General features: G+C 70.0%; 25 protein-coding genes. 16 read left to right on the top strand and 9 right to left on the bottom strand.

Going from position 1 to position 24,538, the window contains the following annotated elements; genetic code table 11:
* Nucleotides 1-329: 329 nt before the first annotated feature.
* Nucleotides 330-3,629: a DEAD/DEAH box helicase gene (locus tag OXS49_RS20700; protein ID WP_267426471.1), complete on the top strand. Its 3,300-nt coding sequence runs from the start codon at nucleotides 330-332 to the stop codon at nucleotides 3,627-3,629.
* A gap of 64 nt (nucleotides 3,630-3,693) precedes the next feature.
* Nucleotides 3,694-4,128 (top strand): heme-binding protein, encoded by a 435-nt coding sequence (locus OXS49_RS20695; protein WP_243924497.1) that lies wholly within the window; start codon nucleotides 3,694-3,696, stop codon nucleotides 4,126-4,128.
* Between the two features lie 8 nt (nucleotides 4,129-4,136).
* Here OXS49_RS20695 and OXS49_RS20690 read toward each other — a convergent pair whose 3' ends face one another.
* Nucleotides 4,137-4,688 carry a PAS domain-containing protein gene (locus OXS49_RS20690; RefSeq protein WP_244006928.1) on the bottom strand — a complete coding sequence of 184 codons (552 nt, stop codon included), beginning with the start codon at nucleotides 4,686-4,688 and terminating at the stop codon, nucleotides 4,137-4,139.
* Between the two features lie 389 nt (nucleotides 4,689-5,077).
* Here OXS49_RS20690 and OXS49_RS20685 point away from each other — a divergent pair, with 389 nt between their 5' ends.
* On the top strand, nucleotides 5,078-6,349 hold the full coding sequence (locus OXS49_RS20685; RefSeq protein ID WP_267426470.1) for a Zn-dependent hydrolase: 1,272 nt from the start codon (nucleotides 5,078-5,080) through the stop codon (nucleotides 6,347-6,349).
* A gap of 82 nt (nucleotides 6,350-6,431) precedes the next feature.
* Here OXS49_RS20685 and OXS49_RS20680 read toward each other — a convergent pair whose 3' ends face one another.
* Complete coding sequence (locus OXS49_RS20680) at nucleotides 6,432-6,803, bottom strand: hypothetical protein (protein ID WP_267426469.1); 372 nt, start codon at nucleotides 6,801-6,803, stop codon at nucleotides 6,432-6,434.
* On the opposite strand from OXS49_RS20680, the gene OXS49_RS20675 reads away from it, so the two are divergent.
* Together OXS49_RS20675 and OXS49_RS20670 are read left to right on the top strand one after the other, a co-directional pair.
* Entirely contained in the window at nucleotides 6,802-7,107 is a 306-nt protein-coding gene (locus OXS49_RS20675) for a hypothetical protein (RefSeq protein ID WP_244006923.1), read from the top strand. The genes OXS49_RS20680 and OXS49_RS20675 overlap by 2 nt on opposite strands.
* Nucleotides 7,108-7,161: 54 nt before the next feature.
* A complete protein-coding gene (locus tag OXS49_RS20670; protein ID WP_267426468.1) occupies nucleotides 7,162-7,665 on the top strand; it encodes an SRPBCC domain-containing protein in 504 nt (167 codons plus the stop codon).
* Nucleotides 7,666-7,739: 74 nt separating this feature from the next.
* On the opposite strand, the gene OXS49_RS20665 is transcribed toward OXS49_RS20670, so the two are convergent.
* Nucleotides 7,740-7,991, bottom strand: a complete 252-nt coding sequence (locus OXS49_RS20665; protein ID WP_243924492.1) for a hypothetical protein — start codon at nucleotides 7,989-7,991, stop codon at nucleotides 7,740-7,742.
* Nucleotides 7,992-8,115: 124 nt separating this feature from the next.
* Here OXS49_RS20665 and OXS49_RS20660 point away from each other — a divergent pair, with 124 nt between their 5' ends.
* From OXS49_RS20660 to OXS49_RS20645, 4 genes are all read left to right on the top strand, one after another.
* Complete coding sequence (locus OXS49_RS20660) at nucleotides 8,116-8,859, top strand: hypothetical protein (protein WP_244006919.1); 744 nt, start codon at nucleotides 8,116-8,118, stop codon at nucleotides 8,857-8,859.
* A gap of 66 nt (nucleotides 8,860-8,925) precedes the next feature.
* Entirely contained in the window at nucleotides 8,926-9,132 is a 207-nt protein-coding gene (locus OXS49_RS20655) for a hypothetical protein (protein WP_243924489.1), read from the top strand.
* Between the two features lie 93 nt (nucleotides 9,133-9,225).
* The gene (locus OXS49_RS20650) at nucleotides 9,226-11,571 is read left to right on the top strand and encodes an Orn/Lys/Arg decarboxylase N-terminal domain-containing protein (RefSeq protein ID WP_244006917.1); all 2,346 of its coding nucleotides are present in this window, start codon (nucleotides 9,226-9,228) and stop codon (nucleotides 11,569-11,571) included.
* Complete coding sequence (locus tag OXS49_RS20645) at nucleotides 11,571-12,149, top strand: GNAT family N-acetyltransferase (RefSeq protein WP_267426466.1); 579 nt, start codon at nucleotides 11,571-11,573, stop codon at nucleotides 12,147-12,149. Before OXS49_RS20650 ends, OXS49_RS20645 begins: the two co-directional genes overlap by 1 nt.
* A gap of 200 nt (nucleotides 12,150-12,349) precedes the next feature.
* On the opposite strand, the gene OXS49_RS20640 is transcribed toward OXS49_RS20645, so the two are convergent.
* Complete coding sequence (locus OXS49_RS20640) at nucleotides 12,350-12,958, bottom strand: YceI family protein (protein WP_244006915.1); 609 nt, start codon at nucleotides 12,956-12,958, stop codon at nucleotides 12,350-12,352.
* A 101-nt stretch (nucleotides 12,959-13,059) separates the two neighbouring features.
* On the opposite strand from OXS49_RS20640, the gene OXS49_RS20635 reads away from it, so the two are divergent.
* Nucleotides 13,060-14,055, top strand: a complete 996-nt coding sequence (locus tag OXS49_RS20635; protein WP_267426464.1) for a LysR family transcriptional regulator — start codon at nucleotides 13,060-13,062, stop codon at nucleotides 14,053-14,055.
* 135 nt (nucleotides 14,056-14,190) lie between these two features.
* Entirely contained in the window at nucleotides 14,191-14,553 is a 363-nt protein-coding gene (locus OXS49_RS20630) for a hypothetical protein (protein ID WP_244006913.1), read from the top strand.
* Between the two features lie 10 nt (nucleotides 14,554-14,563).
* Here the strand turns inward: OXS49_RS20630 and OXS49_RS20625 are convergent, their stop codons facing one another.
* Nucleotides 14,564-15,061 carry a hypothetical protein gene (locus tag OXS49_RS20625; RefSeq protein WP_267426463.1) on the bottom strand — a complete coding sequence of 166 codons (498 nt, stop codon included), beginning with the start codon at nucleotides 15,059-15,061 and terminating at the stop codon, nucleotides 14,564-14,566.
* Nucleotides 15,062-15,358: 297 nt separating this feature from the next.
* Nucleotides 15,359-16,339 carry a hydroxyacid dehydrogenase gene (locus OXS49_RS20620; protein WP_267426462.1) on the bottom strand — a complete coding sequence of 327 codons (981 nt, stop codon included), beginning with the start codon at nucleotides 16,337-16,339 and terminating at the stop codon, nucleotides 15,359-15,361.
* A 227-nt stretch (nucleotides 16,340-16,566) separates the two neighbouring features.
* Between OXS49_RS20620 and OXS49_RS20615 the strand changes: the two genes are divergently transcribed.
* Nucleotides 16,567-17,334, top strand: coding sequence for a hypothetical protein (locus OXS49_RS20615; RefSeq protein WP_244006906.1), 768 nt, complete (start codon nucleotides 16,567-16,569; stop codon nucleotides 17,332-17,334).
* 9 nt (nucleotides 17,335-17,343) lie between these two features.
* Here OXS49_RS20615 and metB read toward each other — a convergent pair whose 3' ends face one another.
* The gene (gene metB, locus OXS49_RS20610; RefSeq protein WP_267426461.1) at nucleotides 17,344-18,504 is read right to left on the bottom strand and encodes a cystathionine gamma-synthase; all 1,161 of its coding nucleotides are present in this window, start codon (nucleotides 18,502-18,504) and stop codon (nucleotides 17,344-17,346) included.
* A gap of 337 nt (nucleotides 18,505-18,841) precedes the next feature.
* Between metB and OXS49_RS20605 the strand changes: the two genes are divergently transcribed.
* From OXS49_RS20605 to OXS49_RS20590, 4 genes are all read left to right on the top strand, one after another.
* Entirely contained in the window at nucleotides 18,842-19,444 is a 603-nt protein-coding gene (locus tag OXS49_RS20605; RefSeq protein WP_267426459.1) for a TetR/AcrR family transcriptional regulator, read from the top strand.
* A 130-nt stretch (nucleotides 19,445-19,574) separates the two neighbouring features.
* Nucleotides 19,575-19,805 (top strand): hypothetical protein, encoded by a 231-nt coding sequence (locus OXS49_RS20600; RefSeq protein ID WP_267426458.1) that lies wholly within the window; start codon nucleotides 19,575-19,577, stop codon nucleotides 19,803-19,805.
* A gap of 88 nt (nucleotides 19,806-19,893) precedes the next feature.
* Entirely contained in the window at nucleotides 19,894-20,577 is a 684-nt protein-coding gene (locus tag OXS49_RS20595) for a type 1 glutamine amidotransferase domain-containing protein (protein WP_267426457.1), read from the top strand.
* A gap of 107 nt (nucleotides 20,578-20,684) precedes the next feature.
* On the top strand, nucleotides 20,685-22,091 hold the full coding sequence (locus OXS49_RS20590) for an amidase (RefSeq protein ID WP_244006899.1): 1,407 nt from the start codon (nucleotides 20,685-20,687) through the stop codon (nucleotides 22,089-22,091).
* 109 nt (nucleotides 22,092-22,200) lie between these two features.
* Here the strand turns inward: OXS49_RS20590 and OXS49_RS20585 are convergent, their stop codons facing one another.
* Nucleotides 22,201-22,740 (bottom strand): cytochrome b/b6 domain-containing protein, encoded by a 540-nt coding sequence (locus OXS49_RS20585; protein WP_267426455.1) that lies wholly within the window; start codon nucleotides 22,738-22,740, stop codon nucleotides 22,201-22,203.
* The gene (locus OXS49_RS20580) at nucleotides 22,737-23,849 is read right to left on the bottom strand and encodes a catalase family peroxidase (protein ID WP_267426453.1); all 1,113 of its coding nucleotides are present in this window, start codon (nucleotides 23,847-23,849) and stop codon (nucleotides 22,737-22,739) included. The genes OXS49_RS20585 and OXS49_RS20580 overlap by 4 nt, the downstream gene beginning before the upstream one ends.
* Nucleotides 23,850-24,538 lie beyond the last annotated feature (689 nt).

Genomic DNA, 24,538 nt, shown 5'->3' with positions numbered 1-24,538 from the left:
TGCGGGTCTGACACCCCGCCACGCCTGATTGCTCCGCCGCGGTTTGCAATCTTAAATTGTATCGACGTCCCTCACGCTGCGTGGTGGCGACGCGGGGTGTCGGCCGGCATCGTGCTGGGTCATGTTCACGAATCCGTGTTCGCGCCCCCGATCTCCGCCCGGTGTCGGGTCGACGTAGCGGCCGCTTCTTTCGGAGTGATGTCACCTGCACCTCCGGACCGACGCGAATCCGATCCGCGACATCCGCGCTGTGGACGGGATTGCCGCGCCCGGGAGCCCCGGCGGCCCACGCTGCGTTGGCGGCACGAGGAACACGGATTCGGATCGGCATGGCCAATCGCAAGTTGAAGCCGGGCGCGCAGCAGGGCGTCGAGGACGCGCCGCTGATGCCTACGGGGGCCCTGGCGGTGGCGCTCCTGGGCTACGGGGCGGGGGCCGCGCCCCTCGTCCACGTCGCCCGGGACGGCCGCCGCCTGGAGGAGCTGGCCGCGACGCTCAGGGCGCTCGATCCCGAGGTCCGGGTCGCGATCTTCCCCGAATGGGATTGCCTGCCCTTCGACCACGCCTCGCCGTCCCGGGCCACCATGGGCGCCCGGGCCGCACTGATGCGCTGGCTGACCGACCGGGACGCGCTGCCCGACTTCGTGCTGACGACCGCCCCGGCCCTGATCCAGCGGGTGCCCCCGCCGGAGACCTGGGCGACGGCCCGTGTGACGCTTCGGGTCGGCGACCCCCTCGACGTCGCGGCGGCGACGGCCGACCTCAAGCGCCTCGGCTATATCTTGGACGAGCGGGTCGACGAGCCCGGCGAGATCGCCGTCCGGGGCCGCACCGTGGAGGTGTTTCCGGCCGCAGCGCCGCGCCCCTGCCGGATCGAGCATGCGGACGGCCGCGTCACCGCGATCCGCTCCTACGATGCGATCTCGCAGCGCTCGGTCGCCGAGACGGATGAACTCGTGATCGATCCCGCGACCGAGATCGTCCTGGAGCCCGGCTCCGGGCAGAGCTTCGAGCCGTTCACCGGCCAGGAGCACCGGCTCGAGCGCTACTACCCGCGCCTCGTCACTCTGCTCGACTACGTGCCGGCGGCCCGCCTCGTCGTCGAGGACGGCACGCAGGCCCGGATCGACGCCGTGTTCGAGCAGATGGAGGAAGCAAGAGGCCGGCTCGGCGGCCGGGGGCAGGCCGGGGCGGGCCTCTACCTCACGCCGCAGGCATGGCGCGACATCGTGGCGGCCCATGACCGGATCGCCGCCACCGCGGCGGCCGGCGAGCCGCTGACGCTGCAATCCTTCGCCCGGGAGCGTCGGCCGGGCACCGCCTTCGCCAAGCTGCTGCGCGAGCGGCTGAAGGCCGGCGACGTGATCGTCCTGGCGGGCAGCCGCCAGCCGCTGCGACGCTTGGTGCGCCAGACCGGCAAGATCGCCGAGCGCCCGATCCGCCTGATCGATGCCTGGGCCGACGTCGCCAAGGCGGCCCCGGGGGACGTCCTCGCCCTGGAGGCGCCGCTGGGAGCCGGCTTCCGGGCACCCGACCAGAGCGCGACCGTCATTGCCGCCGCGGACTTGTTCGGGCCGGATGCCGCGGTCACGGGGGGCGCCCGGGCGATCCTGCCGATGGGCGAGGTCGATCTGCGCCCCGGCGACGTCGCGGTCGACCGCGACCGCGGCCTGTGCGTGTTCGAGGGGCTGGAGCCGGTGGCGACCCAGGGCGAGGAGGCCTCCGAGGCCCTGCGCCTGCGCTTTTCCGGTGACGCGATCCTGATGGTGCCGGTTTCCCAGTCGGACCGGATCTGGCGCTACGGACCGGAGCCCGACGCCGTCACCCTCGACAAGCTCGACGGCGGCAAATTCGCTGGCGGCACTTGGCCCCGCCGCCGCCTGGAGGCCGAGGCCACGATGGCGCGGACCGCCCGGATCATGCTGGAAGCCGCCCGTGCCCGCCGGGAGACCGCGGCCCCCGTCCTGGCGCCCCCGGCCAAGGACATGGAGCGCTTCGCCGCCGGCTTCGGCTTCGCCCCGACCCCGGATCAGTCCGCTGCGATCGACGAACTGATGGCCGACCTCGCCTCCGGTTGGCCGATGGACCGGCTGGTCTGCGGCGATGTCGGCTTCGGCAAGACCGAGGTGGCCTTACGGGCGCTGGCGGCGGCTGTCTTCTCCGGCAAGCAGGCGGCGCTCATCGCCCCGACCACCGTCCTGGCCCGCCAGCACGCCGAGATCCTGCGCCGCCGCTTCGGCCGGTTCGGCATCGCGGTTGCGCAGCTCTCCCGCCTCGTGGCGCCGGCTGAGGCCAAGCGGGTCAAGGCGGGGCTCGCCGACGGCACGGTCCGGCTGGTGGTCGGCACCCATGCGCTGGCCGGCAAGGGCGTCCAGTTCGCCGATCTCGGCCTGACGGTGATCGACGAAGAGCAGCGCTTCGGCGCCAAGATGAAGGCGGACCTGCGTCGTCTGGCCGAAGGCGGCCATGTGCTCACCCTCACCGCGACCCCGATCCCGCGCACGCTTCAGGCGGCGCTCGTCGGTCTCCAGAGCCTGAGCGTGCTCGCCACGCCCCCGGCCCTGCGTCAGCCGGTCCGGACCGTCGTGGCGCCCTACGATGCCGAGGCGGTGCGTGAGGCGCTGGTTCGCGAGAACCGCAGGGGCGGCCAGAGCTTCGTGGTCTGCCCGCGGATCGAGGACATCGCCTCCATGGCCGAGCGCCTGCGCGCCCTCGTGCCGGATCTCTCGATCCTGGTGGCCCACGGGGACCTGAAGCCGTCGGCCATGGACGAGGTCATGGTCCGCTTCGCGGAGGGCGACGGCGACGTGCTGCTCGCCACCGCCATTGTGGAGAGCGGGCTCGATGTGCCCCGGGCCAACACGATGCTGGTCTGGGAGGCCGCGAAATTCGGGTTAGCCCAGCTCCACCAGCTGCGCGGGCGGGTCGGCCGCGGCCAGCGGCGCGGCACCGTCCACCTGCTGAGCGACCCCGCTGCGCCCCCGCCGCCGGCAGCGCTCCAACGCCTGCGCGCCCTGGAGGCCCTGGACCGGCTCGGCGCCGGCTTCGCGGTCAGCGCCCGGGACCTCGACCTGCGCGGCGCAGGCGACCTCGTCGGCGAGGATCAGGCCGGCCACGCCAAGCTCGTCGGGCTCGGCCTCTACCAGCATCTGCTGCAACTGGCGCTGACTGCTGCCAAGGGCGGACGCGCCGAGGATTGGAGCCCGGAGATCGAGCTCGGCCTGCCGACCCGGATCCCCGAGGATTACGTGCCGGAGCCGGAGATCCGCCTCAGCCTTTACACCCGCCTCCTGCGCATGCGCGAGGTCGAGGCGATCGACGCCCTGGCCGGTGAGGTGGAGGACCGGTTCGGTGCCGCCCCTGCGCCAATGCTCGCCCTGTTCGACCTCGCCCGGCTGCGCGCGGCCTGCTGCGAATTGGGCGTCGCGCGGCTTCGGGGCGGCCCGCAGGGCGTGGCGGCCGATCTCAGGCCGGACCGGCCGCTGCCCGCCCTGCCGGTCACGGATGGCGTCATCCTGCGCGAGGGCCGCGTGGTCTGGAAACAGCCCTGTCCCGATGCCGCGTCCTGCGCGGCGCTGGCGTCCGATCTGCTCGAGCGCATCCGCACTGCCCGGGAGCGCGCCGGCTGAGCTTGCGCCCGCCGCTTCAAACGGTCACAGGCTGTCGCGCAGAAACCGCCAAGGGGAGTGTTCCATGCACGTCACGATTGAGCAGGCCGATAAGGCGATCGCTGCAGCACGGGCGAAGGCGATCGAGCTCGGCACCCAGATGTGCATCGCGGTGGTGGATTCCGGCGGCAACCTCAAGGCGTTCCACCGCATGGACGATGCCTGGGTCGGCTCCATCGACATCGCCCACAAGAAGGCCAAGACCTCGGTGTTCTTCGGTATGATGACCGGCCAGATCGGCCAGCTGTCGCAGCCCGGCGGCCCGCTCTACGGGATCGAGCATTCGAACGACGGGCTGATCACCTTCCCGGGCGGGATCCCGATCGTCGACGCCGACGGTGTCATGTCGGGCGCCATCGGGGTCAGCGGCTCCACGGTGGAAAACGACCACACGGTCGCGGAGGCCGGCGCGAAGGCCATCGGCCAAACCGAACTGCCGGCCCATCCCTGGCGGACGTAAGGCTGGGCTCAGGACGCGCGCTGCGCGAGCGCGCGTCCGACCCCGAGCAGCAGCATCCGCGAGAGCATGTGCAGGGAAGCGTCCCCATGACGCTCCAGGGCGGTATGGGCCTGGATGCAATGATCGGCCGCCGCGTCGAGCGTCTCCGCCGGTCCCAGGACGCCGCTACGCGGTGACGCCCAGCCGCCGTGAAACTCCGTGATGTCGATATAGGCACCGCACCCGTGCAGGCGCCCGGTCTCGTCGGGCGCCAGATGGCCCTGGTTGAGGATCCAGCGGGTTTCGCCGGCCCCGGTCAGGATGCGGAACGCGATGGCGACCGATCCGCCGGCCTGCCGAAGGCGTTGGATCGTGTCGAAGACCCTGTCGCGGTCCTCCGGGTGGATCCGCCCAAGGGCGACATCCAGGGGTACAGGCTTGCCGACCAAGCCGGGATTGCCCGCGAGCACGGAGGCGGCGCCCAGGTCGAGCACGGATCGACCGGCTGGAACATCGGTATTCCAGGTCCCGATGAAGCCCGCGGCCTGCAGGGCCGGACCTGCGGTGGAAGCCAGTAGCATGAGAACCCCTCATCCGGTCTGGGCTGGCCATCGTTCCGCGGTCGGATGAGCATCCGGCGGACGCCCGCGACGTCACTGTCCGAACGGGGCAGATGCGCGTGTGCATTCGAGGTTCTTGTCAGGCTGTCATAGAAAATAACACAGGTCAAATTTCCAGCGGAAGCAATATATAAGCGCATATGTATGAATTTATACAAAAGACCGACCGCTGGATTCCTTTGCTAGGCCCGGCCGCCTCGGTCGATACTACCCCATCGGGCTTCAGGACGGCCATGATCCGTACGGGCCGCCCGATCGTTCAGGCCGATCCCGGCCCGTCCCTGGCGCCGATCGGGATCGCGGCCTAACCTCCCGTCTCCGGGACGCCTTCGGCAGAGGGGCATCGCATCGTGGATCGCATCAATCTCCCGCTTTCACAGGACCGGCTCTGGGACAGTCTGATGGAGCTCGCCCGGATCGGGGCGCTGCCCAACGGTGGCAATGACCGCCAGACGCTGACCGACCGCGACGCGGAGGGGCGGGCCCTGTTCCAGCGCTGGGGCGAGGCCGCGGGGCTCACGCTCACGGTCGACCGGATCGGCAACATGATCTTCCGCCGCCCGGGGCGGAACCCGGATCTGAAGCCGGTGGCGGTCGGCAGCCACCTCGACACCCAGCCGACCGGGGGCAAGTTCGACGGTCCGCTCGGCGTGCTGGCCGGCCTGGAGATCATGCGTGCCCTGCAGGAGGCCGGGATCGAGACCGAGGCGCCGCTCCTGCTGATCAACTGGTGCAACGAGGAGGGTTCGCGTTTCCCGCCGCCGATGAGCGGCAGCGGCGTCGCCATGGGGATCGTCCCGGAGGCGGAAGTCCTGGCGACCCGGGACCTGTCGGGCCACGGATTCGGCGACGAATTGCGCCGCATCGGCTGGCAGGGCGAGGCGGATCCGGCGGACCTGCGGGCGATTGGTGCCTATTTCGAGCTGCACATCGAGCAGGGCAAGCGCCTGGAGGATGCCGGCCTGACCATCGGGGTGGTCGACCGGGCGCTGGCGCAGATCTGGTACGAGGTCACCGTGCAGGGCGAGGAGGCCCATGCCGGCAGCCCCATGGAGGGGCGGCGCGACGCCCTGATGGCCGCGGCGGCGCTGATCGCGTCCCTCGAAGGCATCGCCCGAGACGCGGTGGCGGCCGGCGGCGAGCGCGGGCGGGCCACCGTGGGCGTGCTGAAGGCCGAGCCGGAAAGCCGCAACATCACGCCGGGGCGGGTCTGGTTCAGCCTCGACACGCGCCACGGCGACACCGAGCAGCTGGAGGCGATGCGGATCCAGATTCAGGCCCGGGCCGACGCCCTGGCGGCCGAGCGCGGCGTCTCAATCCGCGTAGAAGAATTCTGGCGCGCGCCGCCGACCCCGTTCGATCCCGTGCTGGTGGATCGGGTCCAGGCCGCCGCCGAGTCCCGGGGCCATGCCTGGACGCGGATGCCGACGGCGATTTACCACGACGCCGTCTACTGCGCCCGCGCGGTCCCTGCGGCCCTGGTGTTCTGCCCCTGTCACGGCGGCATCAGCCACAACGAGGCCGAGAGCATCACGCCGGACTGGGCCGGGGCCGGTCTGGAAGTTCTGGCGGACGCCGTTCTGGCGACGGCGGGCTTGGCCGGCGCCGGGAGGGCAGGGTGACAGACCTCGCTACGGTCCCGGTTCCAGGCGACGACGTGTCAGGGGGACTGCAGTCACGCAGTGACCGGGACGCCATCGTCGATCAAAGGATTGGACGCTCGACGCGGCGTATCTCGTGCGGGAAGACCGAGACGAGGGCGCCGGGTGGCTCGGCGAACTCCACGATGTAGCTTTCGCCCTCGCCATGGACGCTGACGATCGTGCCTGCACGCCCGGCCGGAATGAGATCACCGTCATCGCTCATGACGTCGACAAGCAGAACCACATCGTCGAGATCCCGGAGGCTCGACCGTGGAACGTCCTGCTGGAATCGATAGGCAAACGCGACGGACATTCCTGTAGGGTAGGATGCCCGAGAAAACTGGACAAATCGGCCGCCTCCATCCTCTGCAACGGAGGGTGGCGCGACGATCCCAATGTCCGGCGTGCGGATCGAGGAGGGAGCGGCCATCATGTCCGACGACAACGTCATCCGCCCGGCCTTCGGCGCCCCCCGCCGGCCCGCTCCCGCCGGGCCGGAGGAGGTCGTTCCGCCGTTCCTGCGCGTCCTCGGTACGGGGGCCGGCCACCGGGTCGGCCTGATCCGGGATCCGGCGGCGCAGGAGGGCGAGGTCTTCCGGATCGTGGTCGGACCGGAGGACGAGCCGGAGGTCGAGACCGTGGCGCTGCTGCCGGCCAGTGCCGACGCGGAGGCCGAGGCCGAGCGGATCGGCTTCGCGGTCCTGCGGGCCCTGGAGGTGGTCGAGGGCGCGCTCTGATCCGCACCGTTCTTCGTCCACGGGTGTTCTCCACGGCAGGTGCGGGAGGGACGCATGACGGTCGGCAAGGAAACGGTCGACAAGGGCCGGACGGCGGGCCGGGTCAGCAGCACGACAATCGCGATTCCCGCCCGGGCCGGGATGGTCTGGTCGGTGCTGACGGACCTCGAATCCTATCCGGATTGGAACCCGTTCATCCGGAAGGCCGCGGGGCAGCGGCGCGCGGGCGCGCAGTGGCGCCTGGAACTGACCCTGAACGGCCGCACGTACCGGACCGTGCGTGTGCAGGTAACCTGCTGGGAGCCCGGCCGGCGCCTGACCTGGCGCAGCGGCATCCCGATTCTGCGCATGCCGATGCCGCACCTGAGCACCGGCACGCACGACGTTCGAATCACCGAGACCCGGCAGGGCGTCGATCTCGTCCAGGCCGAGACCTGCGCGGGCTGGTTCGCCCCCGTGCTGTTCCCCTGGCTTCAGGGGCGCATGCAGGCCCGGTTCGCGGAGATGAACGCGGCGCTGCGGGACGAGGTCGCCCGCAGGACGGCGGAGACGGCCTGACCGGCGCTAAGCCCTTGTTGTTGTGCGCGCTCCTGCGCCGAACCGGTGTCCACGTCGGCCGAGCGCGCGCCCAGTCATTCGACCGGCTTCGGCTTGACGATCGGCGAGCGGGTCAGGCTCTGGATCTCGCGGCTGGGCCGCCCCGCCTTGAGGGCGATCTCCGCCTCCTGTTCGAGGATGAGCTCGCGGGCCGGCTCGTCGCCGTCCAGGCCGCCCAGGATCTCCATCGGCACCCGCCGGTTCGAGGCCCGGGAGCCGTCGGTATAGACGACATCGAACATCACAAAACCCCGCTCTTGCGGTCTCGACTTGATACGCTTGGCCATAGGTGCTGATACGCCGCCGGAATTGGTTGCGGCAAGCCGCTGCGACATGTGGGGGCCATGCGGCGCGCATAGGCCGCGCCCGGCGCCTCCCCCGACACCCCCGCGCCAGACGAGGACGCCGCCCGTGATACCCTGGGTTCATCTCGATACCGGATCCGTGCCCGGTGGTGGCACCTCCTTGCGCCTGATGCGGCGCGGCGAGGAATTCGCGATCCTGGCCGACACGATCGAGCTGATGAACAACCGCCGCAGCGGCTCCGAAGTGGCGCTCGCGACGCTGACCTGTGCGCGGCTCGCGGATCGGCCGCGCGCCCGAATCCTGATCGGCGGCCTCGGCATGGGCTTCACCCTGCGGGCGGCGCTGGCGCATCTCGGCCCCGAAGCGCAGGTGGTGGTGGCCGAGCTGGTGCCGGCGGTGATCGCCTGGGCGCGGGGTCCCCTGGCGCATGTCTTCGCCGGCTGCCTGGACGATCCGCGGGTCGACCTGCAGGAGGCCGACGTGAACCGCCTGATTCAGGCCGGGCCGGAGCGCTACGACGCGATCCTGCTCGATGTCGACAACGGCCCGGAGGGTCTGATGCGCCGGTCGAACGACCGGCTCTACGACAATTGGGGTCTGAAGCGGGCCCGCTGGGCCCTGCGGCCGGGCGGGATCCTGGGCGTCTGGTCGGGCGCCCCGGACCGGAAGTTCAAGAGCCGGATGCAGCGCTCCGGCTTCGACGTGGACGAGCAGCGCGTTCATGCCAGCGGCCGGGGCAGCGGGCCCAAGCACGTGGTCTGGTTCGGGACGAAGATCGCCGGATTCGCGGAGCCTGCTCACGATGCACCCGCGCAGGCCGCCCCCGGTCGAAAGCGGCAGATCCGATAGACGGTTTGCTGCCGCTCACGGTCGCACCCCCTGTGCCGACCGCGGGATCTCCCGCACATTCGATCCATGGGTGTGAATTGCGGGCATCTCTACACGGTTGAGGTAAGACCGAGCCGGCATGACCCGGGCGGCTTCACCTGGGCGATCCGCGACCGCGGCAAGCTGGTCCGGGGATCGTACCGCCCGCACGCCTCCGAGCACGCCGCCCGCGCCGTCGCGCTGGCCGAGGTCGAGCGGCTGATCGGGCACGACGGGCGGTCGGGCGGCGCCTGATCCGACGATTCATCGCGCCGGTCCAGCGCTGTCATCCAATCGTCACGGACCGGCCAGAAAGCCTCGCGCTGTATCCCTGGCAAAGAGAGCTCCATGGACTTCCACCGTCGCTTCACGGTCCTGATGTGCACGCCGGCCTTCGATCCGGACGATCTGGAAGGCGCGCGCGTCAATCAGATCGTGGCGGCGGTGGAGAGTCGCGGCTTCGAGGTGGTGCGCGCCCGGCGCGTCGAGGACGCGGCGATCGCGGTCCAGACCGATGCGGCGGTCGGCTGCCTCGTGGTCGATTGGGGCAAGCGCGGCCTCGACGGCAAGACCGCCGCGCTCATCGACATGATGCGCAAGCGCGGCCTGGAGATGCCGATCGTCATCATGGTCCGCCGCAAGCGGCTGGAGGACATCCCGGTCGAGCTGCTCGACTTCATCGACGGCTACATCTTCCTCGCCGAGGAGACGCCGGAATTCATCGCCCGCGGCCTCGTCAGCCGGGTCACGCAATATGCCGGATCCCTCAAGACGCCGTTCTTCGGCGCGCTGGTCGACTACGCCGAGAAGGGCAATCAGCTCTGGACCTGTCCAGGCCACAACGGCGGTATCTTTTACAACCGCTCGCCGATCGGCCGAATCTTCGTGGAGCACCTGGGCGAGGCGATTTTTCGCGATGACCTCGACAACTCGGTGCTCGATCTCGGCGACCTGTTGACCCACGAGGGTCCGGCGCTGAAGGCCCAGAAGGAGGCCGCCAAGATCTTCGGGGCGGAAAAGACCTATTTCGTCCTCAACGGCACCTCGGCCTCCAACAAGATCGTCCTGTCGTCCCTGGTGGCGGAGGACGACCTCGTCCTGTTCGACCGCAACAACCACAAGGCGGCCCATCACGGCGCCCTGTTCCTCGGCGGCGGCATCCCGATCTTTCTGGAGACCGACCGCAACGCCTACGGGCTGATCGGCCCGATCTACCACGAGGCCCTGGACGAGACGCGCATCCGCGAAAAGATCCGCCGCAACCCGCTGGTGACCGATCCGGAGGCGTGGCGCCGGGAGCGGCCGTTCCGCGTCGCGGTGATCGAGCAATGCACCTATGACGGCACGATCTACGACGCCCAGGAGATCCTGGAGAAGATCGGCCACCTCTGCGACTACATCCTGTTCGACGAGGCCTGGGCGGGCTTCATGAAGTTCCACCCGCTCTACGCCCGGCGCTTCGCCATGGGGCTGACCGGGCTCGACGAGACCTCCCCCGGCATCGTCGCCACGCAATCGACCCACAAGCAGCTCGCGAGCTTCTCCCAGGCCTCGCAGATCCACACGCGCGACGGGCACATCCGCGGCCAGACCCGGCGGGTCGAGCACAAGCGGCTCAACGAGAGTTTCCTGGTCCACGCCTCCACGTCACCCTTCTATCCCCTGTTCGCCTCGCTCGATGTCGGCGCCCAGATGATGAAGGGCCGCTCGGGCATGATCCTGTGGGACGACACGATCCGGCTCGGGATCGAGTGGCGCAAGAAGGTCCGGGCGATCCGGCGGGAATTCGAGGAGAACGAGCGCGATCCGGCCCGGCGCTGGTTCTTCGACCCCTTCGTGCCGGACGTGACCAAGAATGCCGACGGGGCCGAGGTGCCCTGGGAGAGCGTGCCCACCGATGAGTTGGCAGCCACGCCGCGCCACTGGGAGCTGAAGCCCGGCGCCCGATGGCACGGCTTCACCCATGTGGCGTCGGGCTACGCCATCACCGACCCGAACAAGCTGACGGTGCTCACCCCGGGCTTCGACCGGAAGACCGGCGCCTATGCTGCCCACGGCGTGCCGGCGCCGATCGTGGCCCAGTACCTGCGTGAGAACCGGATCGTCGCCGAGAAGAACGACCTGAACTCGCTGCTCTTCCTGCTGACCCCGGGGGTGGAATCCTCCAAGGCCGGCACGCTGATCTCGGGCCTCGTCGCCTTCAAGCGGCTGCACGACGACAACGTGCCCTTGGAGGAGGCCATGCCGGAATTCGTCGCCCGCCGGCCGAATCGCTACCGCGGCGTGCGCCTGCGCGACCTGTGCGGCGAGTTCCACGCCTTCCACCGGGAGGCCGGCACCTCCACGCTCCAGCGGCGGCAATTCGCCCCCGATCACCTGCCCGAGATGGTGATGCCGCCCAAGCGCGCCGCCCAGATGCTGACCCGCAACAAGGTCGATTACGTGCCGATCGCGGAAGCCGAGGGCCGGATCGCCAGCACGCTGATGCTGGTCTATCCCCCGGGCATCGGCACGGTGCTGCCGGGTGAGCGGCTCGACGAACGGGCCGCGCCCATGCTCGACTATTTCAAGATGTTCGAGGCCTCCGCCAACCTGTTCCCCGGCTTCGAGGCCGAGATCCAGGGCGTCTACCGGGAGGTCGAGCCGGACGGGCGGATCCGCTTCCACACCTACGTCGTGCGCGAGGGGGCCTGATGGAGATCGAGGTCGAGCCCCACGGGCCGCTCGCCGCGCGGCCTTGCCCCGACATCGTCATCCGCGCCTCCTCGGACGCGGATCTCGAGGCGATGGTGGCGATCTACGAGCACCACATCGGCAAGGGCGTGGGCGATGTCGGGGCCTTCGAGGAGGCGCGGATGCTCCCCGACGACCTGAAGCGGCGGCGCAAGTCGATGCGCAAGAAGCGCCTGCCGCACCTCGTGGCCGACCGCGGTGGCGTGGCGGCGGGCTATGCCTACGCGGTGCCGTTCCGGAAGCGCCCGGCCTATCGCTACACGCTCAAGCATTCGATCTACGTGCATCCCAACCACCTGCACGCGGGGATCGGCCGGCGGCTTCTTCCGGCGCTGATCGAGGCCTGCGCGGCCGGCGGCTACCGCCAGATCATCGGCTACATCGACGCCGAGAACGAGGCGTCGCTGCGCCTCCACGAGGCCTGCGGCTTCGAGCGGGTCGGCTTTCTGCGGGCGGTGGCGTTCAAGTACGGCCACTGGGCCGACAGCGTGATGGTCCAGCGGGCGCTGGGGACGGGGTCGGAGGACCGACCGGGGTAGGGGGGCTGTCGAGCCGCTCGCGCGGCTTGTCATTGTGCTGGGGCCGGTTTCCTTCGGAAAGGTAGGACGGCACCGCGCGTCTCCCTCCCCCCTTTGCGGGGGAAGGGGAGATGCGGGGGCCTTCGTGCCGGTTCTCGAAAGGAGAGGACGCGCCGCGAAGCGACGCCAGACGGCAGCCGTCCGCGGCCGTCTGCCCGCCCTCACTCCTGCTTCTCGAACGCCCCCGCGATGGTGAGGTGCAGCTCGTCGCCGATCAGCGGCACGTAGGTCTTCACGCCGAACTCGGAGCGTTTGAGTGTCCCGGTGGCTTCGAAGCCGACCGTGACCTTCTTGCTCAGCGGGTTCACACCGGCGCCGACAAGCGTGACGTCGAGCGTCACCGGCTTGGTCACGCCGTGGAGCGTCAGGTCGCCCGTCACCTTCGCGTGGTCCTTGCCGGCGGGGGCGACCTTGGTGGACACGAAGGTCATGTCGGGGAACTTGGCGGCGTCGAGCCACTGGTCGCCCTTCAACTCGTCGGTGAGCTTGGCGCTGGTGGTCGTCACCGAGGCGACCGGGATCTTCACCGACAGCTTCGCCGCCGCCGGGTTCTTCGGCTGCAGTTCCAGCGTACCCGACACCTCCGAGAAGCCGCCGGCGTAGTTCGAGAAGCCCATATGGGACACCCGCCAGCCGACCTGGGTGTGGCCGGGATCGACCGCGTAGGTGCCGGCCTGGATCTGGGCGGGATCGCGGGTCGGCGGGGTCTGGGCCAGGACGGGGGTGGCGACCAGCAGGGCCAGAAGGCCGGAGGCGAGAATCGACTTCAAGGGTGTCTCCTGCAGAGCAGACGGTCGAGCGCGATTCGTTGCGCCGCAGCAGCCGTGTAGCCCCGTTCACGGCCCCGGTTGAGCCTGCTATCCGGAACCCCATGGTTGCGAAAACGGAAACCTTCCGCGGCGGGCTGGACGATGTACGGGCCTTCTGCACCGTCGTGGATCTCGGGACCGTCACCGCGGCGGCGGCCAGCCTGCGCGAGACCAAGGGCAGCGTCAGCCGGCGGATCTCCCGGCTGGAACGGGCGCTCGGTGTCCGGTTGATGGCACGGACCTCCCGGGCGGTCTCGCCGACCGCCGAGGGTCTCGCCTTCTACACCAAGGCACAGGAGAGCCTAACTCTGCTCGACGAGGCGGCCGAGACCGCCCGCGATGCCCGGACGGTGCCGGCCGGGCACCTGCGGATTACCACCTCGATCGATTTCGGCATCGAGGTGATGCCGGAGATCATCGCGAGCTTTCGCGAGGCCTATCCGCAGATCACCGTGGAGATGCTGAACACCGACGCGCGCCTCGATCTGGCGGCCAACCGGATCGACCTTGCCCTGCGGCTCGGCAGCGCCGAGGAGACCGGCTATCGCGCCGTCGTCCTGGCGACGCTGACGGCGTCCCTTTACGCCGCCCCCGCCTACCTGCTGCGCCGGCCGGCCCCGGCGGACCTTGCCGCCCTGCACGACCACGACCTGATCCTGGCCCGCGAACGCTTCGGCGCGGCGGCGCTGGCGCTGACCGACGGCCAGGGCCGTACCGAGCCGCTCTCCGTGAACCCGGCGATCCGCGTCAGCGATTTCGCAACCGCGCTCCGGTTGACCCTGGCAGGCGCCGGGATCGGCCATCTCCCCAGCCTCGTAGCCGCCCGGGCCGTGGCGGCGGGCCAGCTCCAGCGCGTGCTGGCCCCCTGGGCGACCCGTGGCGCGGCCCTGCGCGCCGTCACCCTGGCCGGTCGCGAGCTGCCCGCCCGAGTCCGGGTGTTCCGCGAGCACGTCGGCAGCGCCCTCGCGGCCCGCGACTGCGCTCACGAATTCGTGGATTTAGACGTGAATACTGCTGAGAGCCGGGTACATACAGTAAAACATGGGTTAGATTTCTGAAGCTCGCTCAAATTTGAACGATCGACGTATCGATTCGTTCACGGGCATCCCTCACCATGCACTGCAACAGGGTCCAAACGCCCGGTCAGCGAGCCGGATCGTGCAAGCCCCTTCGAGGTCATTGCGGACGCCATCATGCCCCCTGCCAGCAGGCGCCTGCGTTCTGTCCTCGTCGTCGGTACGCTCACCCTCGCAGCCACCGGCGCAGCGCTGGAAAGCGCGCGGGCGACCCTATCGACCGCGGCCCGGATCGTGTTGCAGAAGGGCCGCCACTATGCGCCCACCGACCTGTATCTCCGGCGGGGCGACACGATCACCCTGCGCAACGGCGATGAGAGCTTCACCCACCATGCCTTCATCGAAGCAGACCGGTTCTCGTTCGACGCCGGCGATCAGGAGCCCGGGACCGAGACGCGGCTGACGCTGGTCGAGCCGGGGGATTTCGTGATCCAGTGCGGCATTCATCCGAAGATGAAGCTGACCATCCACGTCGAGTAGGAGTCGTGGATCAACTGTCGCGGCCAAATCCGAGGCCGCGCAGGATGTCGCCGATCGGATCGATCCGCCCCGATGCATCCGGTGCCGGCCGAGGCGCGGATTGCGGCATCACGGCGGGATCGACTGCGGCGGTGCGGGCACGGGTGGGACGATGCAGATGGGCAGCCCTGGAGCGGTTCTTCCGCTCCGCTGCCTTCCCCCGGTGGTTCGCGCTGCTATTGCGGGGCGGTTCGACGGAGAGAGCGATCGTGGCCGGTGGCGTCGCGGCGGTGGCCAAGGCGCCTAGCTGCTCCGACGCGGGTGCGGCGGTGATCTCGGGGGTGCCGCGGGCCGGCGGATCGATCCAAGCCACCGGCTTGATGGATTCGGCGACCGCGGCGGGTCGCGTCGGCGCGTTGCGATCGCGCGAATGCAGGTTCTGAGTCGCCACGCCCAGCCCGAATACGGCAAGGACCATGGTTACGAGGATGGAGCGAGCGTATTTCATGACGGGAAAACGTACGGTCAAGCTCTTGGTTCCGCTTGACTGTTTAATCCCGCTCTGAGTGTGGCGGCCGGCGCTGGATCCGGTCCGAAAACAAAAAAGGCCACTCCCGAAGGAGCGGCCCGAAGTCTAGGGAGGAAACGCCCAAGAAGGGCAGCGGGAGGGCGACGCCATCGCCATCCCGCAACGCACAGATAGGATATCGCAGTGCGGTAGGCAATGGCTCGATGCGCCGAAAGGCATGCAGACCGTGCGCTTTCATAGCCTCCATGCCCTGACGTCATGCCTCGGCGTGTCGAGCTCGCCCGGCACGGGGCCGTCTCATACGCCGCGCCGCTGATCCCAAATCTCCGGGTTGACCAGCCCGCCGGGATGGCGACCGGCCAACACGTCGATCACCCGTGTCGCGGCGGTCTCGGCGGTGCGGATCAGGGCGGCCTCGGTCGAGCCGCCGACATGAGGCGTGAGGATCACCCGCTCCTGGTGGGCAAGGGGATGGTTGCGGGGCAGCGGCTCCTGCGCGAAGACGTCGAGGCCGGCGCCGGCGATCGTGCCGGCCTCCAGGGCCTCCATCAGGTCCGCCTCGTCGATCAGGCCGCCGCGGCTGGTGTTGATCAGGAACGCGCCCCGCTTCATCCGGGCGAGCTGCTCCCGGCCGATCAATCCGCGGGTGCCGGGGGTGAGCGGCAGGTGCAGCGAGACGATGTCGGCCTCTGCCAGCACGGCCTCCACCGAGGTGGCGCGCAGGGCGCCGGCCGTGGCGAAATCCGTTTCCGGGCGGCTCGGTCCGTAGGCCAGGACCCGTAGTCCGAGGGCGCCGCCGAGCCGGGCCGTGGCCTGCCCGATCGCCCCGAACCCGACGAGACCGAGGGTGAGGCCTGCGAGCTCGACCAAGCGGGTGGTGAACTTGAAGCTGTCGTCGCCCTGCCGGACCGACCGGTCGGCCCCGGGCAGGGCCTTCGCCAGGGCGAAGATCAGCGCCAGCGTGTGCTCGGCCACCGAAACGGCGTTGGCGCCGGGGGTGTTGACCACCACGATGCCGGCCTCGGTCGCCGCCGCCTTGGCCACGTGATCGGTGCCGGTGCCGTGCACGCCGATCACCCGCAGCGCCGCCGCCGCCGCGATGGCCTCGGCCGGGAAGCCGGTGTTGCGGGTGATGACCGCGACGCAGCCGGCGACGTCGCAGGCCAGGGTCGCGGCGTCGGTGCCACGGGCCGCGCGGGGCTCAAGCCCGGCCGCGCGCAGCCGATCGAGACCCGCCGCGTGGATCGGCTGGACGATGAGGCACGGACCGGTGATCAAGGCGGCATATCCTTGGCCGACCCGGAGGGCCGGCTGCGAGTGCTTCAAGCCCGGTCGTCCTAGGACCGGCTTGGCACGGTGGCAACGAGCACTCTGGAGGCCGCGCCGGTTCAGGTGCGTTCAGGCCGTCGATGTTTCACGGGAAACATTGCGTTTACCCTATGCGACAACCCCTGTGGCGGCGGCGTCATCGCGGTCCCGCCCGCATTCTAGTAGCACCGGCCGGGATGACGACATCGCAATGGCGTACCCTTCGGAACGTGCAGGCCCGGGCGCGGCTGGAGCGGGCGCTGCCGCCGGTCTTCCCCGTACCGGTCCTCCGGCACGCCCTGGCGCGGCCCCTGATCCCGCCGACGCCGCGCCTTGCCGTGGAGAGCTACTGGCGCAGCCATGTCCTCCGGGCCGACCGGCTCGCCCGCGCCCTGGCGGCCCGCTCCGGCACGCCGGAGGGCTGGACGTGGCAGATCGGCCGTGATGGCTCGGGGGAGGGGCGCGCCGGCGGTTTCCGGACGCCGCCCGCTCCCTTTCGCGATCCCGCCTTCGCCCGCGGCCGCGGTGCCTGCTGCATCTGCGGCCAGCCGGTCTACCGGTTCGGCTGGCACCGGGATCTCTGGGGCGGCGGCACGCCCAACGCCAGGGCCGGCTGGCATGCGGCCTGTGTCACGGCCTGGAAGTTCTGGCTCGCCCCGCACGCGCAGGTCCGGGCGCTGAAGCTCCGCCAGCGGCATCGCTGCGCGACCTCCGGCAAGCGGCTGCTGCGCACCGCCGAGGTCGATCACGCCCTGCCGCTCTATCAGGTCTGGCGGGAGCACCGCACCCGCCCCTGGCCGGACCTCCTTGCCTACTGGGGCGCGCCGAACCTGCAGGTGGTCAACCGGGCCGTCCACGTCCTCAAGTGCCGGGACGAGGCCGCCGAGCGCTCGCAGACCCTGCGGCTCTCCCGTTTCCGGGTGGTCGAGGACGAGTCCGGGTTCAGCGTGATCGAGGAGGGGTGAGCGGCCTGCTCACCCACCCACGGCTTCGAGGCCGCGCGATAGGTCGGCCAACAGGTCGTCCTCCGCCTCCAGCCCGACCGAGAGGCGCAGCAGCCCGTCGGTGATGCCCGCGATCGCCCGCGCGTCCGGGTCCATGGCCGCATGGGTCATAGTCGGCGGGTGGGCGACCAGGCTCTCGACCCCGCCCAGGGATTCGGCCAGGGTGAAGACCTGCACGGCGCCCACGAAGGCCCGCACCGCCTCGAGCCCGCCCGCGAGTTCGAAGCTCAGCATGGCGCCGAAGCCCGCCTGCTGCGCCTTGGCGAGGGCGTGCCCGGGATGGGACGGCAGACCCGGGTAGTGGACGCGGCTCACGGCCGGATGCGCATCCAGGAAGGCGGCGATCCGCCCCGCGTTGCGCTGCTGCTGGTCCACGCGCACGAACAGGGTGCGCAGGCCCCGGAGCGTCAGGTAGGCGTCGAGCGGCGAGCCCGTGACGCCGATCGTGTTCGCCCAGGCGGCGAGTTCCTCGCCCACGGCCTTGTCGGCGGCGATCACCGCCCCGCCGATCACATCGGAATGACCGTTGAGGAACTTCGTGGTGGAGTGGACCACGAGATCCGCCCCCAGGGTGATCGGTTGCTGCAGGGCCGGCGACAGGAAGGTGTTGTCGACCACCGCCAGCGCGCCGACCGCCTTGGCGGCGGCGGTCACGCGCCGGATATCCACGACCCGCATCAACGGGTTGCTCGGCGTTTCGATGAGCACGACCTTCGGCCGTCCGGCCAGGGCCGCCGCCAGGGCGTCCGGGTCGGTCTGGTCGACGAAGTCCACGCGGTAATGGCCCCGGGCGGCGCGGAAGCTCAGCAGGCGGTGTGTGCCGCCGTAAAGATCGTGCGGCGCGACCAGCAGGTCGCCCGGCCGCAGGCTCGACAGGGCGAGGTCGAGGGCCGCCATGCCGCTCGCCACGATCACGGCCCGGGCGCCCCCTTCGAGCTTGGCGATCGTGTCGGCGAGGGCGTCCCGCGTCGGGTTGCCGAGGCGGGAGTAGTCGTATGGGCCGGGCTGCTCGAAGGCCGGGAACTTGAAGGTGGTCGACAGGTGGATCGGTGCGATGACCGCCCCGAAGGCCGAATCCTGCGCGACACCATTGGCTGCCGCGACGGTACGGGCCGCGAATCCGTCTGACATCGGCTCTCCTCCATGCCCGGTCGGCAATTCCGGCCGAACCCTGGCGCGTTCTTTATGGAGAACAGATCAGACTTTCAAGAGAACGATACCCGCTCCTTGGTCGCCTGTGCGGCTCGCATCTGACCGTGGCCGACGCACCCGGGTGGTGGCTATGGTCAAGGGGATTTTGATCGAAACAGGCGACACACCCGCAGCTTGAAAGCGGATGCGACTTTAAAGATGGTCATGGATTGCATCCGGGTCAGCACGACGACCCGGCAAACCGCAACCAGCCTTCTACCGGAAAAAATGCGAATGGCCACTAGACGACCGGTCTAATCCGTTCTATCTCACCGTCATGGCACGCGTCACCGCACATACCGACACCCGGCAGGGGATCCTCGACACCGCCTACGGCCTGATCGGCGCGAAGGGGTTTTCCGGGGTAGGACTCAACGAGATCCTGACCTCGGCCGGCGTGCCGAAAGGGTCGTTCTACCACTACTTCGGCTCCAAGGAGGCTTTCGGCGAGGCCCTCTTGGCGGACTACTTCGAGAGTTATCTCGCCGACCTCGATACGACGCTGGCCGAGCCGGGGTTGAGTCATGCCGAGCGCCTGATGAACTACTGGCGCAAATGGCAGGCGACGCAGGGAAGCGTCGACTATCAGCGCAAATGCCTTGCGGTGAAGCTTGCGGCGGAAGTCTCGGACCTGTCCGAGGCGATGCGCTTGGCCCTCAAGGCCGGCACTGCCGCGATCATCGAACGGCTGTCGCAAGCCATTGCGGCGGGCGTGGCGGAGGGCTCGCTCACGGTCGAGAGCGAGCCGCATACGACCGCCGAAGACCTGTATCACGTCTGGCTCGGCGCGAGCCTGATGGCCAAGATCGTCCGGACCGACGCACCGTTCGCGGCGGCCATCGGGACGACCCGGCGCATCCTGGGCCTCACGGCGCACTGATCCACCGCCTCCGACTTCGCCGGACGCAGCCCCTCACTGCGTCCACATTTGAGACGACCGGTCTACTCAAGGCTGAGCCAATCATCTCCTCCATGCCGGTCGGGGAGCAGCAGTCAGACGGAGAAAACCCATGCCCCACCACGCCAAGACCTCTGTCGTCACGACCCTCATCGCTGAGGGGCTGATGGCACTCCTCACTGGGCCACAAGCAACAGCGCAAGAGCGGATCACCCTCGAGACCATCGGCGCCGTCCGCATGGCCCGGTTCGACGAGGTCCGCCGCGCGGGCCCCGAGTTCCGCCCTGCACAAGCCGCGCAGCCGCGCGACCCGGCCGCCGGACGCACCGCGAAGGCGCGCTAGCGCCGGCCCGCCTTCCCCGAACCCGTTCCGAGCGCGGCCTCGAACCCAAAACCCTCCCACACACAACTGAAAGACCTGGAGACCGACGATGAAGATCCTGATGGTGCTGACCTCGCACGACCGGCTCGGCGAAACCGGCCGGAAGACCGGCTTTTGGCTGGAGGAGCTCGCTGCGCCCTATTACGTGTTCAAGGATGCGGGGGCGGGGGTGGTCCTGGTGTCGCCCAAGGGTGGCCGCCCGCCGCTCGATCCGAAGAGCGCCGAGCCGAGCTTCCAGACGGACGCGACGCGCCGCTTCGAAGCCGATGCGGCGGCCATGGCGGCGCTGGCCGAGACGGGCCGGCTCGACGCCGTCGGCCACGCGGGCTTCGACGCCGTCTTCTATCCCGGCGGGCATGGGCCTCTCTGGGACCTTGCCGAGGACCCTGCCTCGATCACGCTGATCGAGACGACGCTCGGGGCCGGCAAGCCCGTGGCCCTCGTCTGCCACGCCCCCGGCGTCCTGCGCCATGCCAGGGCGCCGGAGGGGAAGCCGCTGGTCGAAGGCCGGAACGTCACCGGCTTCACGAACACCGAGGAGGAGGCCGTCGGCCTCACAGAGGTGGTCCCGTTCCTCGTCGAGGACGAGCTGAAGCGGAACGGAGGCCTCTACGCCAAGGGTGCCGACTGGGGACCCTTCGTGGTGACGGACGGCCTGCTCATCACCGGCCAGAACCCGGCCTCCTCCGGCCCCGCCGCCGAGCGTCTCGTCGCTCGCCTCGCCAACCGCTGAGGACGCGGGCGCCCCCGGCGGCGCCGCATCCTGCCACCCAACCCCTGATCGTCACCCCCCGAAGCGGCGTACGCCACCCGCATCGGCGACCTCGAAGGATCCAGCCCATGACCACGGACATCGTTTTCTCGGACGCGACCCGGCTCGCCGAATTGATCCGAACCAAGCAGCTCTCACCGGTCGAGGTCGTGCAGGCGCACCTCGACCGCATCGAAGCAGTCGATCCGAAGGTCAACGCCATCGTCGCGGTCGCGGAAGGCGCGCTGGCCGCCGCGCGGGACGCGGAGGCGGCACTCATGGCCGGCGGGGAACTCGGGCCGCTTCACGGTGTGCCGTTCACCGTGAAGGATTCCATCGACACCGCCGGCGTGCTCACCCAGCGCGGCTCGCCGATCTTCAAGGGCCGGGTGCCCGACGCCGATGCCACCAGCGTGGCGCGCCTGAAGAGGGCCGGTGGCATTCTGCTCGCTAAGACCAACCTCCCGGAGTTCTCCTACTGGATCGAGAGCGACAACCTGCTCTCCGGCCGCTCGAACAACCCGTGGGACCTCGAGCGTACGCCCGGGGGCTCCAGCGGCGGCGAGTCGGCGGCCATCGCGGCGGGCATGTCGCCACTCGGACTCGGCACCGACCTCGCGATATCGGTGCGCGGCCCGGCCGCGCAGACCGGCATCGTCTCGCTGAAGGCCACCCACGGGCGCGTGCCCATGACCGGCATCTGGCCGCGGGCGCCCCGCCGCTTCTGGCACGTCGGCCCGATGGCCCGTTCGATCCGCGACCTCGCGCTCGCCTTCTCGCAACTCGCCGGCCCAGACGGGCAGGACGCCTTCGCGAGCAGCACCGTCCCGTTCGATGCCGGCCTCGGTGCCGCGCCGAATCGCAAGCTCCGGGTCGGCTGGATGGTCGGGCCGGGCTTCGGGCCCATCGACACGCAGGTCGCCGCGACCGTGCGGGCTGCGGCCGAGGCCCTCAAGGGCGAGGGTCACCACGTGGAGGAGGTGCGCATCCCGGCGCTGGAGCGCGACTTCGCCCTCGACGTGTTCAACACGCTCCACGTCATGGAGATGAAGCCGGCGTTCCGCGAAGCGACCGCCGGGCACGAGGACCAGATGTACAAGATGGCCAAGACCATGTTGTCCCTGCCGGACCCGTCGGTGGAGGACTACGTCGCGGCCGAGCAGGCGGCGGAGCGGCTCCGGGACGGCTATGCGGCCTTCTTCCGGAACTTCGACGTGCTCCTCACCCCGGTGCTGCCGGTACCGGCGCACAAGCACGGCATCCAGGAACTCGTCGTCAACGGCGAGACGGTCGATCTGACTTACCTGCAGGGCGCGACCGTGCCCCTGAATGTCACCGGCCTGCCGGGCCTGTCGATACGGTTCGGGACGAGCCGCGAGGGCTTGCCGATCAACGTGCAGCTGGTTGCAAGCTGGCAGGCGGAGACGACGATCCTGCACGCGGCCTCGGTGCTGGAGGGCGTGAGCCCGGTTCGCGGCCTGCACCCGAGCCTCTGACCTGAGGGACTCGGCCGGGGGGCGCCATGCGGCCCCCGGCCATCGACCGGACCGGCTGGGAAACACCCGGTGTGGATATCAGGCCGGCTGGCTGGATGCCGCCCGGACCTTACCGGCGTGGTCGCCAGGGGGCCATGCTGGCGAAGACGTCGTCCTGGCGGATCAGCGCGTGCATCAGCGCCGCCCCGAGATGCGCCAGAAAGGCAGCGAACAGGGCATAGGCGAGCCCGGTATGGAGGTGCCGCAGCGCCGCGGCGAGCATCGGGTCCTGCGGCAGGATCGGCGGCAGCACCACCGGCCCAGCCAGCACGATCGGATAGCGCGCCGCCGACAGCATGCCCCAGCCGACCAGCGGCAGGGTCAGCATCAGCCCGTAGAGCGCGATATGCGAGCCGTGCGCGGCGATCCGCTGCCACGCGGGCAGATCCGTCGGCAGGGGCGGGGGCGGATGGCGCCAGCGGTTGACGAGCCGCAGGCCGGCAAGGAGCAGGATCAGGAGGCCGAGGGGTCGGTGCAGCGCGACCAGGGCGTGATAGTCGGCGAGCGACGTCACCATGGCGACGCCGATCAGCAGCATGGCGAGGATCATCACCGCCATGCCCCAGTGGAGCAGGCGGGCCGGCCAGTTGAAGCGCGCGGGTTCGGTCACAGGGCAGCTCCGTGGATCGGCGCGCCGGTCACGGCGCTCGGCGTCTTCGCCTCGCCGGCTCGGCGGGTGAAGGACTGCGCATAGGCCGCAGAGCGCGCGCTGAGCAGCGGATCGTCGCTCGGTGCGATACCCTCCGGCAGGACGAGCGGGTCGAAGTTGACGTCGCGGCAGGTGTGGGGCGCTTCCGGCATGGCCTCGGTGAGGGTCAGGGTGCCGACATCCACGCGCTCGCGGTCGGCGGGCCAGGGCTGCGTCGCGTCGGCGGTGGGGTCCTCCCCCCGGCCGACCGTCACCACGAGGTGCCAGCGCTGCGGACCCTGGCGCAACTGCGCCTCGAAAGCATCGAACAGCCCATCTGGGGCGGGCGAACCGGTCCCATCGGCGGTCTCGGGTGCGGCTGTCCGCTCCGGGACGAAAGCCCAGCGCACCGGTCGCACGGTGCCGTCGGCGGCTGCGAACCGCAAGGCGTTCAGGCTCCAGAAGGTGCTGTCGGCGAAACCGGAGGTCACGGTCCGCGCCTTGATCAGGGACGCGGCCCGCGCGCTCTCGGGATGGGCCGCGAAGAACGCCGCCATGCGGGCGGGATCGGGCTTGCCGGTGGCTGGATCGGGCTTGGCGGCGCGGAGCTGGTCGTAGAAGGCCTCCGGCGTGCGCACGGGGAAGACCGGGATGTTGTTCATGCCGGTGCGCCACTCCGCGCCGTCCGGCGACCGGAACAGCAGGGCGAGGCTGCGCACGGTGGTCTCGGCATCGGCCGCGTAGGGCTGGCCGCCCGCCAGCGCGATCCGGCCCAGGACGGGGGTCACCTGCCCGGGGGCGAACACGGTGGCTGTCGAGAGGCGCGTGCCCGCGCCGTTGGGGGCGAAGCGCCCCGCCACGCACAAGCCCTTGGCGTGGTTGCGCCGGAAGCCGGGATGGGGCCCGTTCACCACCTCGAAGCGATCGACGATCCGCGCCGGTGTGAGGAGGCCGGGCGACAGCCAGCCCCCCGCATAGGCGAAGCCGCCGGCCGTGCCGGCCACCACCGCGCCGATCACGGACAGGCGCAGGAGCAGGCTGCGCCCGGTCATGCCGGGCGGCGCCCCTGTGAGGTCGTTGATCAACGTCATCTGTCCGGTCCGGGATTGGTCGCGATGACGCCTATTCGACGACGTGACGCGCGGGTTTCACCCGTCGGTTGCCGAACCCGCATGCGGGGAGCAACGGAGCCGAGGCCGTCTCCCTCAGGTCCACCGCGCGCCCTCGTGCGGCACGCGAAGTGCAACTGGGCGTGGTGCTGGAACGCCCGCAGGGTCCGCCCCGACAATGCTGGGCGGGGCGAGCGCATCGCAGCCCGATGCTGCCATAAGCCCGCTACGGACGCATGGGACAGCCCTGCGACGCCACGAGCCTTGCAAGATCGGCCGAGTTTCGCCATATCGACTTCATCGGCAGCGACAGAACACCGTCCGCCGAAATCTCTCAGCCACGGGTTGCACGGCTCCGCTTCGGCGGGGCGTCGACGTGCCGGACTTAAGCTCTGGCGGGTTGCGAGATGCCTTTCACGTGCGAATGGATGGGGCTGCCCTCTTGGGGGTGTCGTCGTCCGCCAACGGGATCCGGGCTTCCGGGTCCGGTGGTTTCGCCGGGAAAAGGTCGGTTGACAGGCCGGGCGGGCTCGGCCTATACGGCGCCTCCCGACGCGGTGCCGAAGCAAAACGGCCGGGTCGGGCGGGTTTCCTGAGGTTAAGAAAAGTAGATCTGGCGATAGCCAAGGTACTTGACTTTCCCTCGAAAGGTACTTACGAAAGTTTTTACT

The organism is Methylobacterium sp. GC_Met_2, assembly GCF_026540795.1.
Classification (GTDB): domain Bacteria; phylum Pseudomonadota; class Alphaproteobacteria; order Rhizobiales; family Beijerinckiaceae; genus Methylobacterium.
This window is presented reverse-complemented; position numbering and strand designations above follow the sequence as displayed.

Excerpts from the sequence above, each read along its gene's own strand:
- OXS49_RS20645 (WP_267426466.1), top strand. The coding sequence starts at position 11,571 with ATGGAGATCGAGGTCGAGCCCCACGGGCCGCTCGCCGCGCGGCCTTGC.
- OXS49_RS20700 (WP_267426471.1), top strand. The coding sequence starts at position 330 with ATGGCCAATCGCAAGTTGAAGCCGGGCGCGCAGCAGGGCGTCGAGGAC.
- OXS49_RS20605 (WP_267426459.1), top strand. The coding sequence starts at position 18,842 with ATGGCACGCGTCACCGCACATACCGACACCCGGCAGGGGATCCTCGAC.
- OXS49_RS20590 (WP_244006899.1), top strand. The coding sequence starts at position 20,685 with ATGACCACGGACATCGTTTTCTCGGACGCGACCCGGCTCGCCGAATTG.
- metB (WP_267426461.1), bottom strand. The coding sequence starts at position 18,504 with ATGTCAGACGGATTCGCGGCCCGTACCGTCGCGGCAGCCAATGGTGTC.
- OXS49_RS20670 (WP_267426468.1), top strand. The coding sequence starts at position 7,162 with ATGACGGTCGGCAAGGAAACGGTCGACAAGGGCCGGACGGCGGGCCGG.
- OXS49_RS20630 (WP_244006913.1), top strand. The coding sequence starts at position 14,191 with ATGCCCCCTGCCAGCAGGCGCCTGCGTTCTGTCCTCGTCGTCGGTACG.
- OXS49_RS20580 (WP_267426453.1), bottom strand. The coding sequence starts at position 23,849 with ATGACGTTGATCAACGACCTCACAGGGGCGCCGCCCGGCATGACCGGG.
- OXS49_RS20655 (WP_243924489.1), top strand. The coding sequence starts at position 8,926 with ATGGGTGTGAATTGCGGGCATCTCTACACGGTTGAGGTAAGACCGAGC.
- OXS49_RS20650 (WP_244006917.1), top strand. The coding sequence starts at position 9,226 with ATGGACTTCCACCGTCGCTTCACGGTCCTGATGTGCACGCCGGCCTTC.
- OXS49_RS20690 (WP_244006928.1), bottom strand. The coding sequence starts at position 4,688 with ATGCTACTGGCTTCCACCGCAGGTCCGGCCCTGCAGGCCGCGGGCTTC.
- OXS49_RS20600 (WP_267426458.1), top strand. The coding sequence starts at position 19,575 with ATGCCCCACCACGCCAAGACCTCTGTCGTCACGACCCTCATCGCTGAG.
- OXS49_RS20680 (WP_267426469.1), bottom strand. The coding sequence starts at position 6,803 with ATGATGGCCGCTCCCTCCTCGATCCGCACGCCGGACATTGGGATCGTC.
- OXS49_RS20595 (WP_267426457.1), top strand. The coding sequence starts at position 19,894 with ATGAAGATCCTGATGGTGCTGACCTCGCACGACCGGCTCGGCGAAACC.
- OXS49_RS20635 (WP_267426464.1), top strand. The coding sequence starts at position 13,060 with ATGGTTGCGAAAACGGAAACCTTCCGCGGCGGGCTGGACGATGTACGG.
- OXS49_RS20665 (WP_243924492.1), bottom strand. The coding sequence starts at position 7,991 with ATGGCCAAGCGTATCAAGTCGAGACCGCAAGAGCGGGGTTTTGTGATG.
- OXS49_RS20615 (WP_244006906.1), top strand. The coding sequence starts at position 16,567 with ATGACGACATCGCAATGGCGTACCCTTCGGAACGTGCAGGCCCGGGCG.
- OXS49_RS20675 (WP_244006923.1), top strand. The coding sequence starts at position 6,802 with ATGTCCGACGACAACGTCATCCGCCCGGCCTTCGGCGCCCCCCGCCGG.
- OXS49_RS20695 (WP_243924497.1), top strand. The coding sequence starts at position 3,694 with ATGCACGTCACGATTGAGCAGGCCGATAAGGCGATCGCTGCAGCACGG.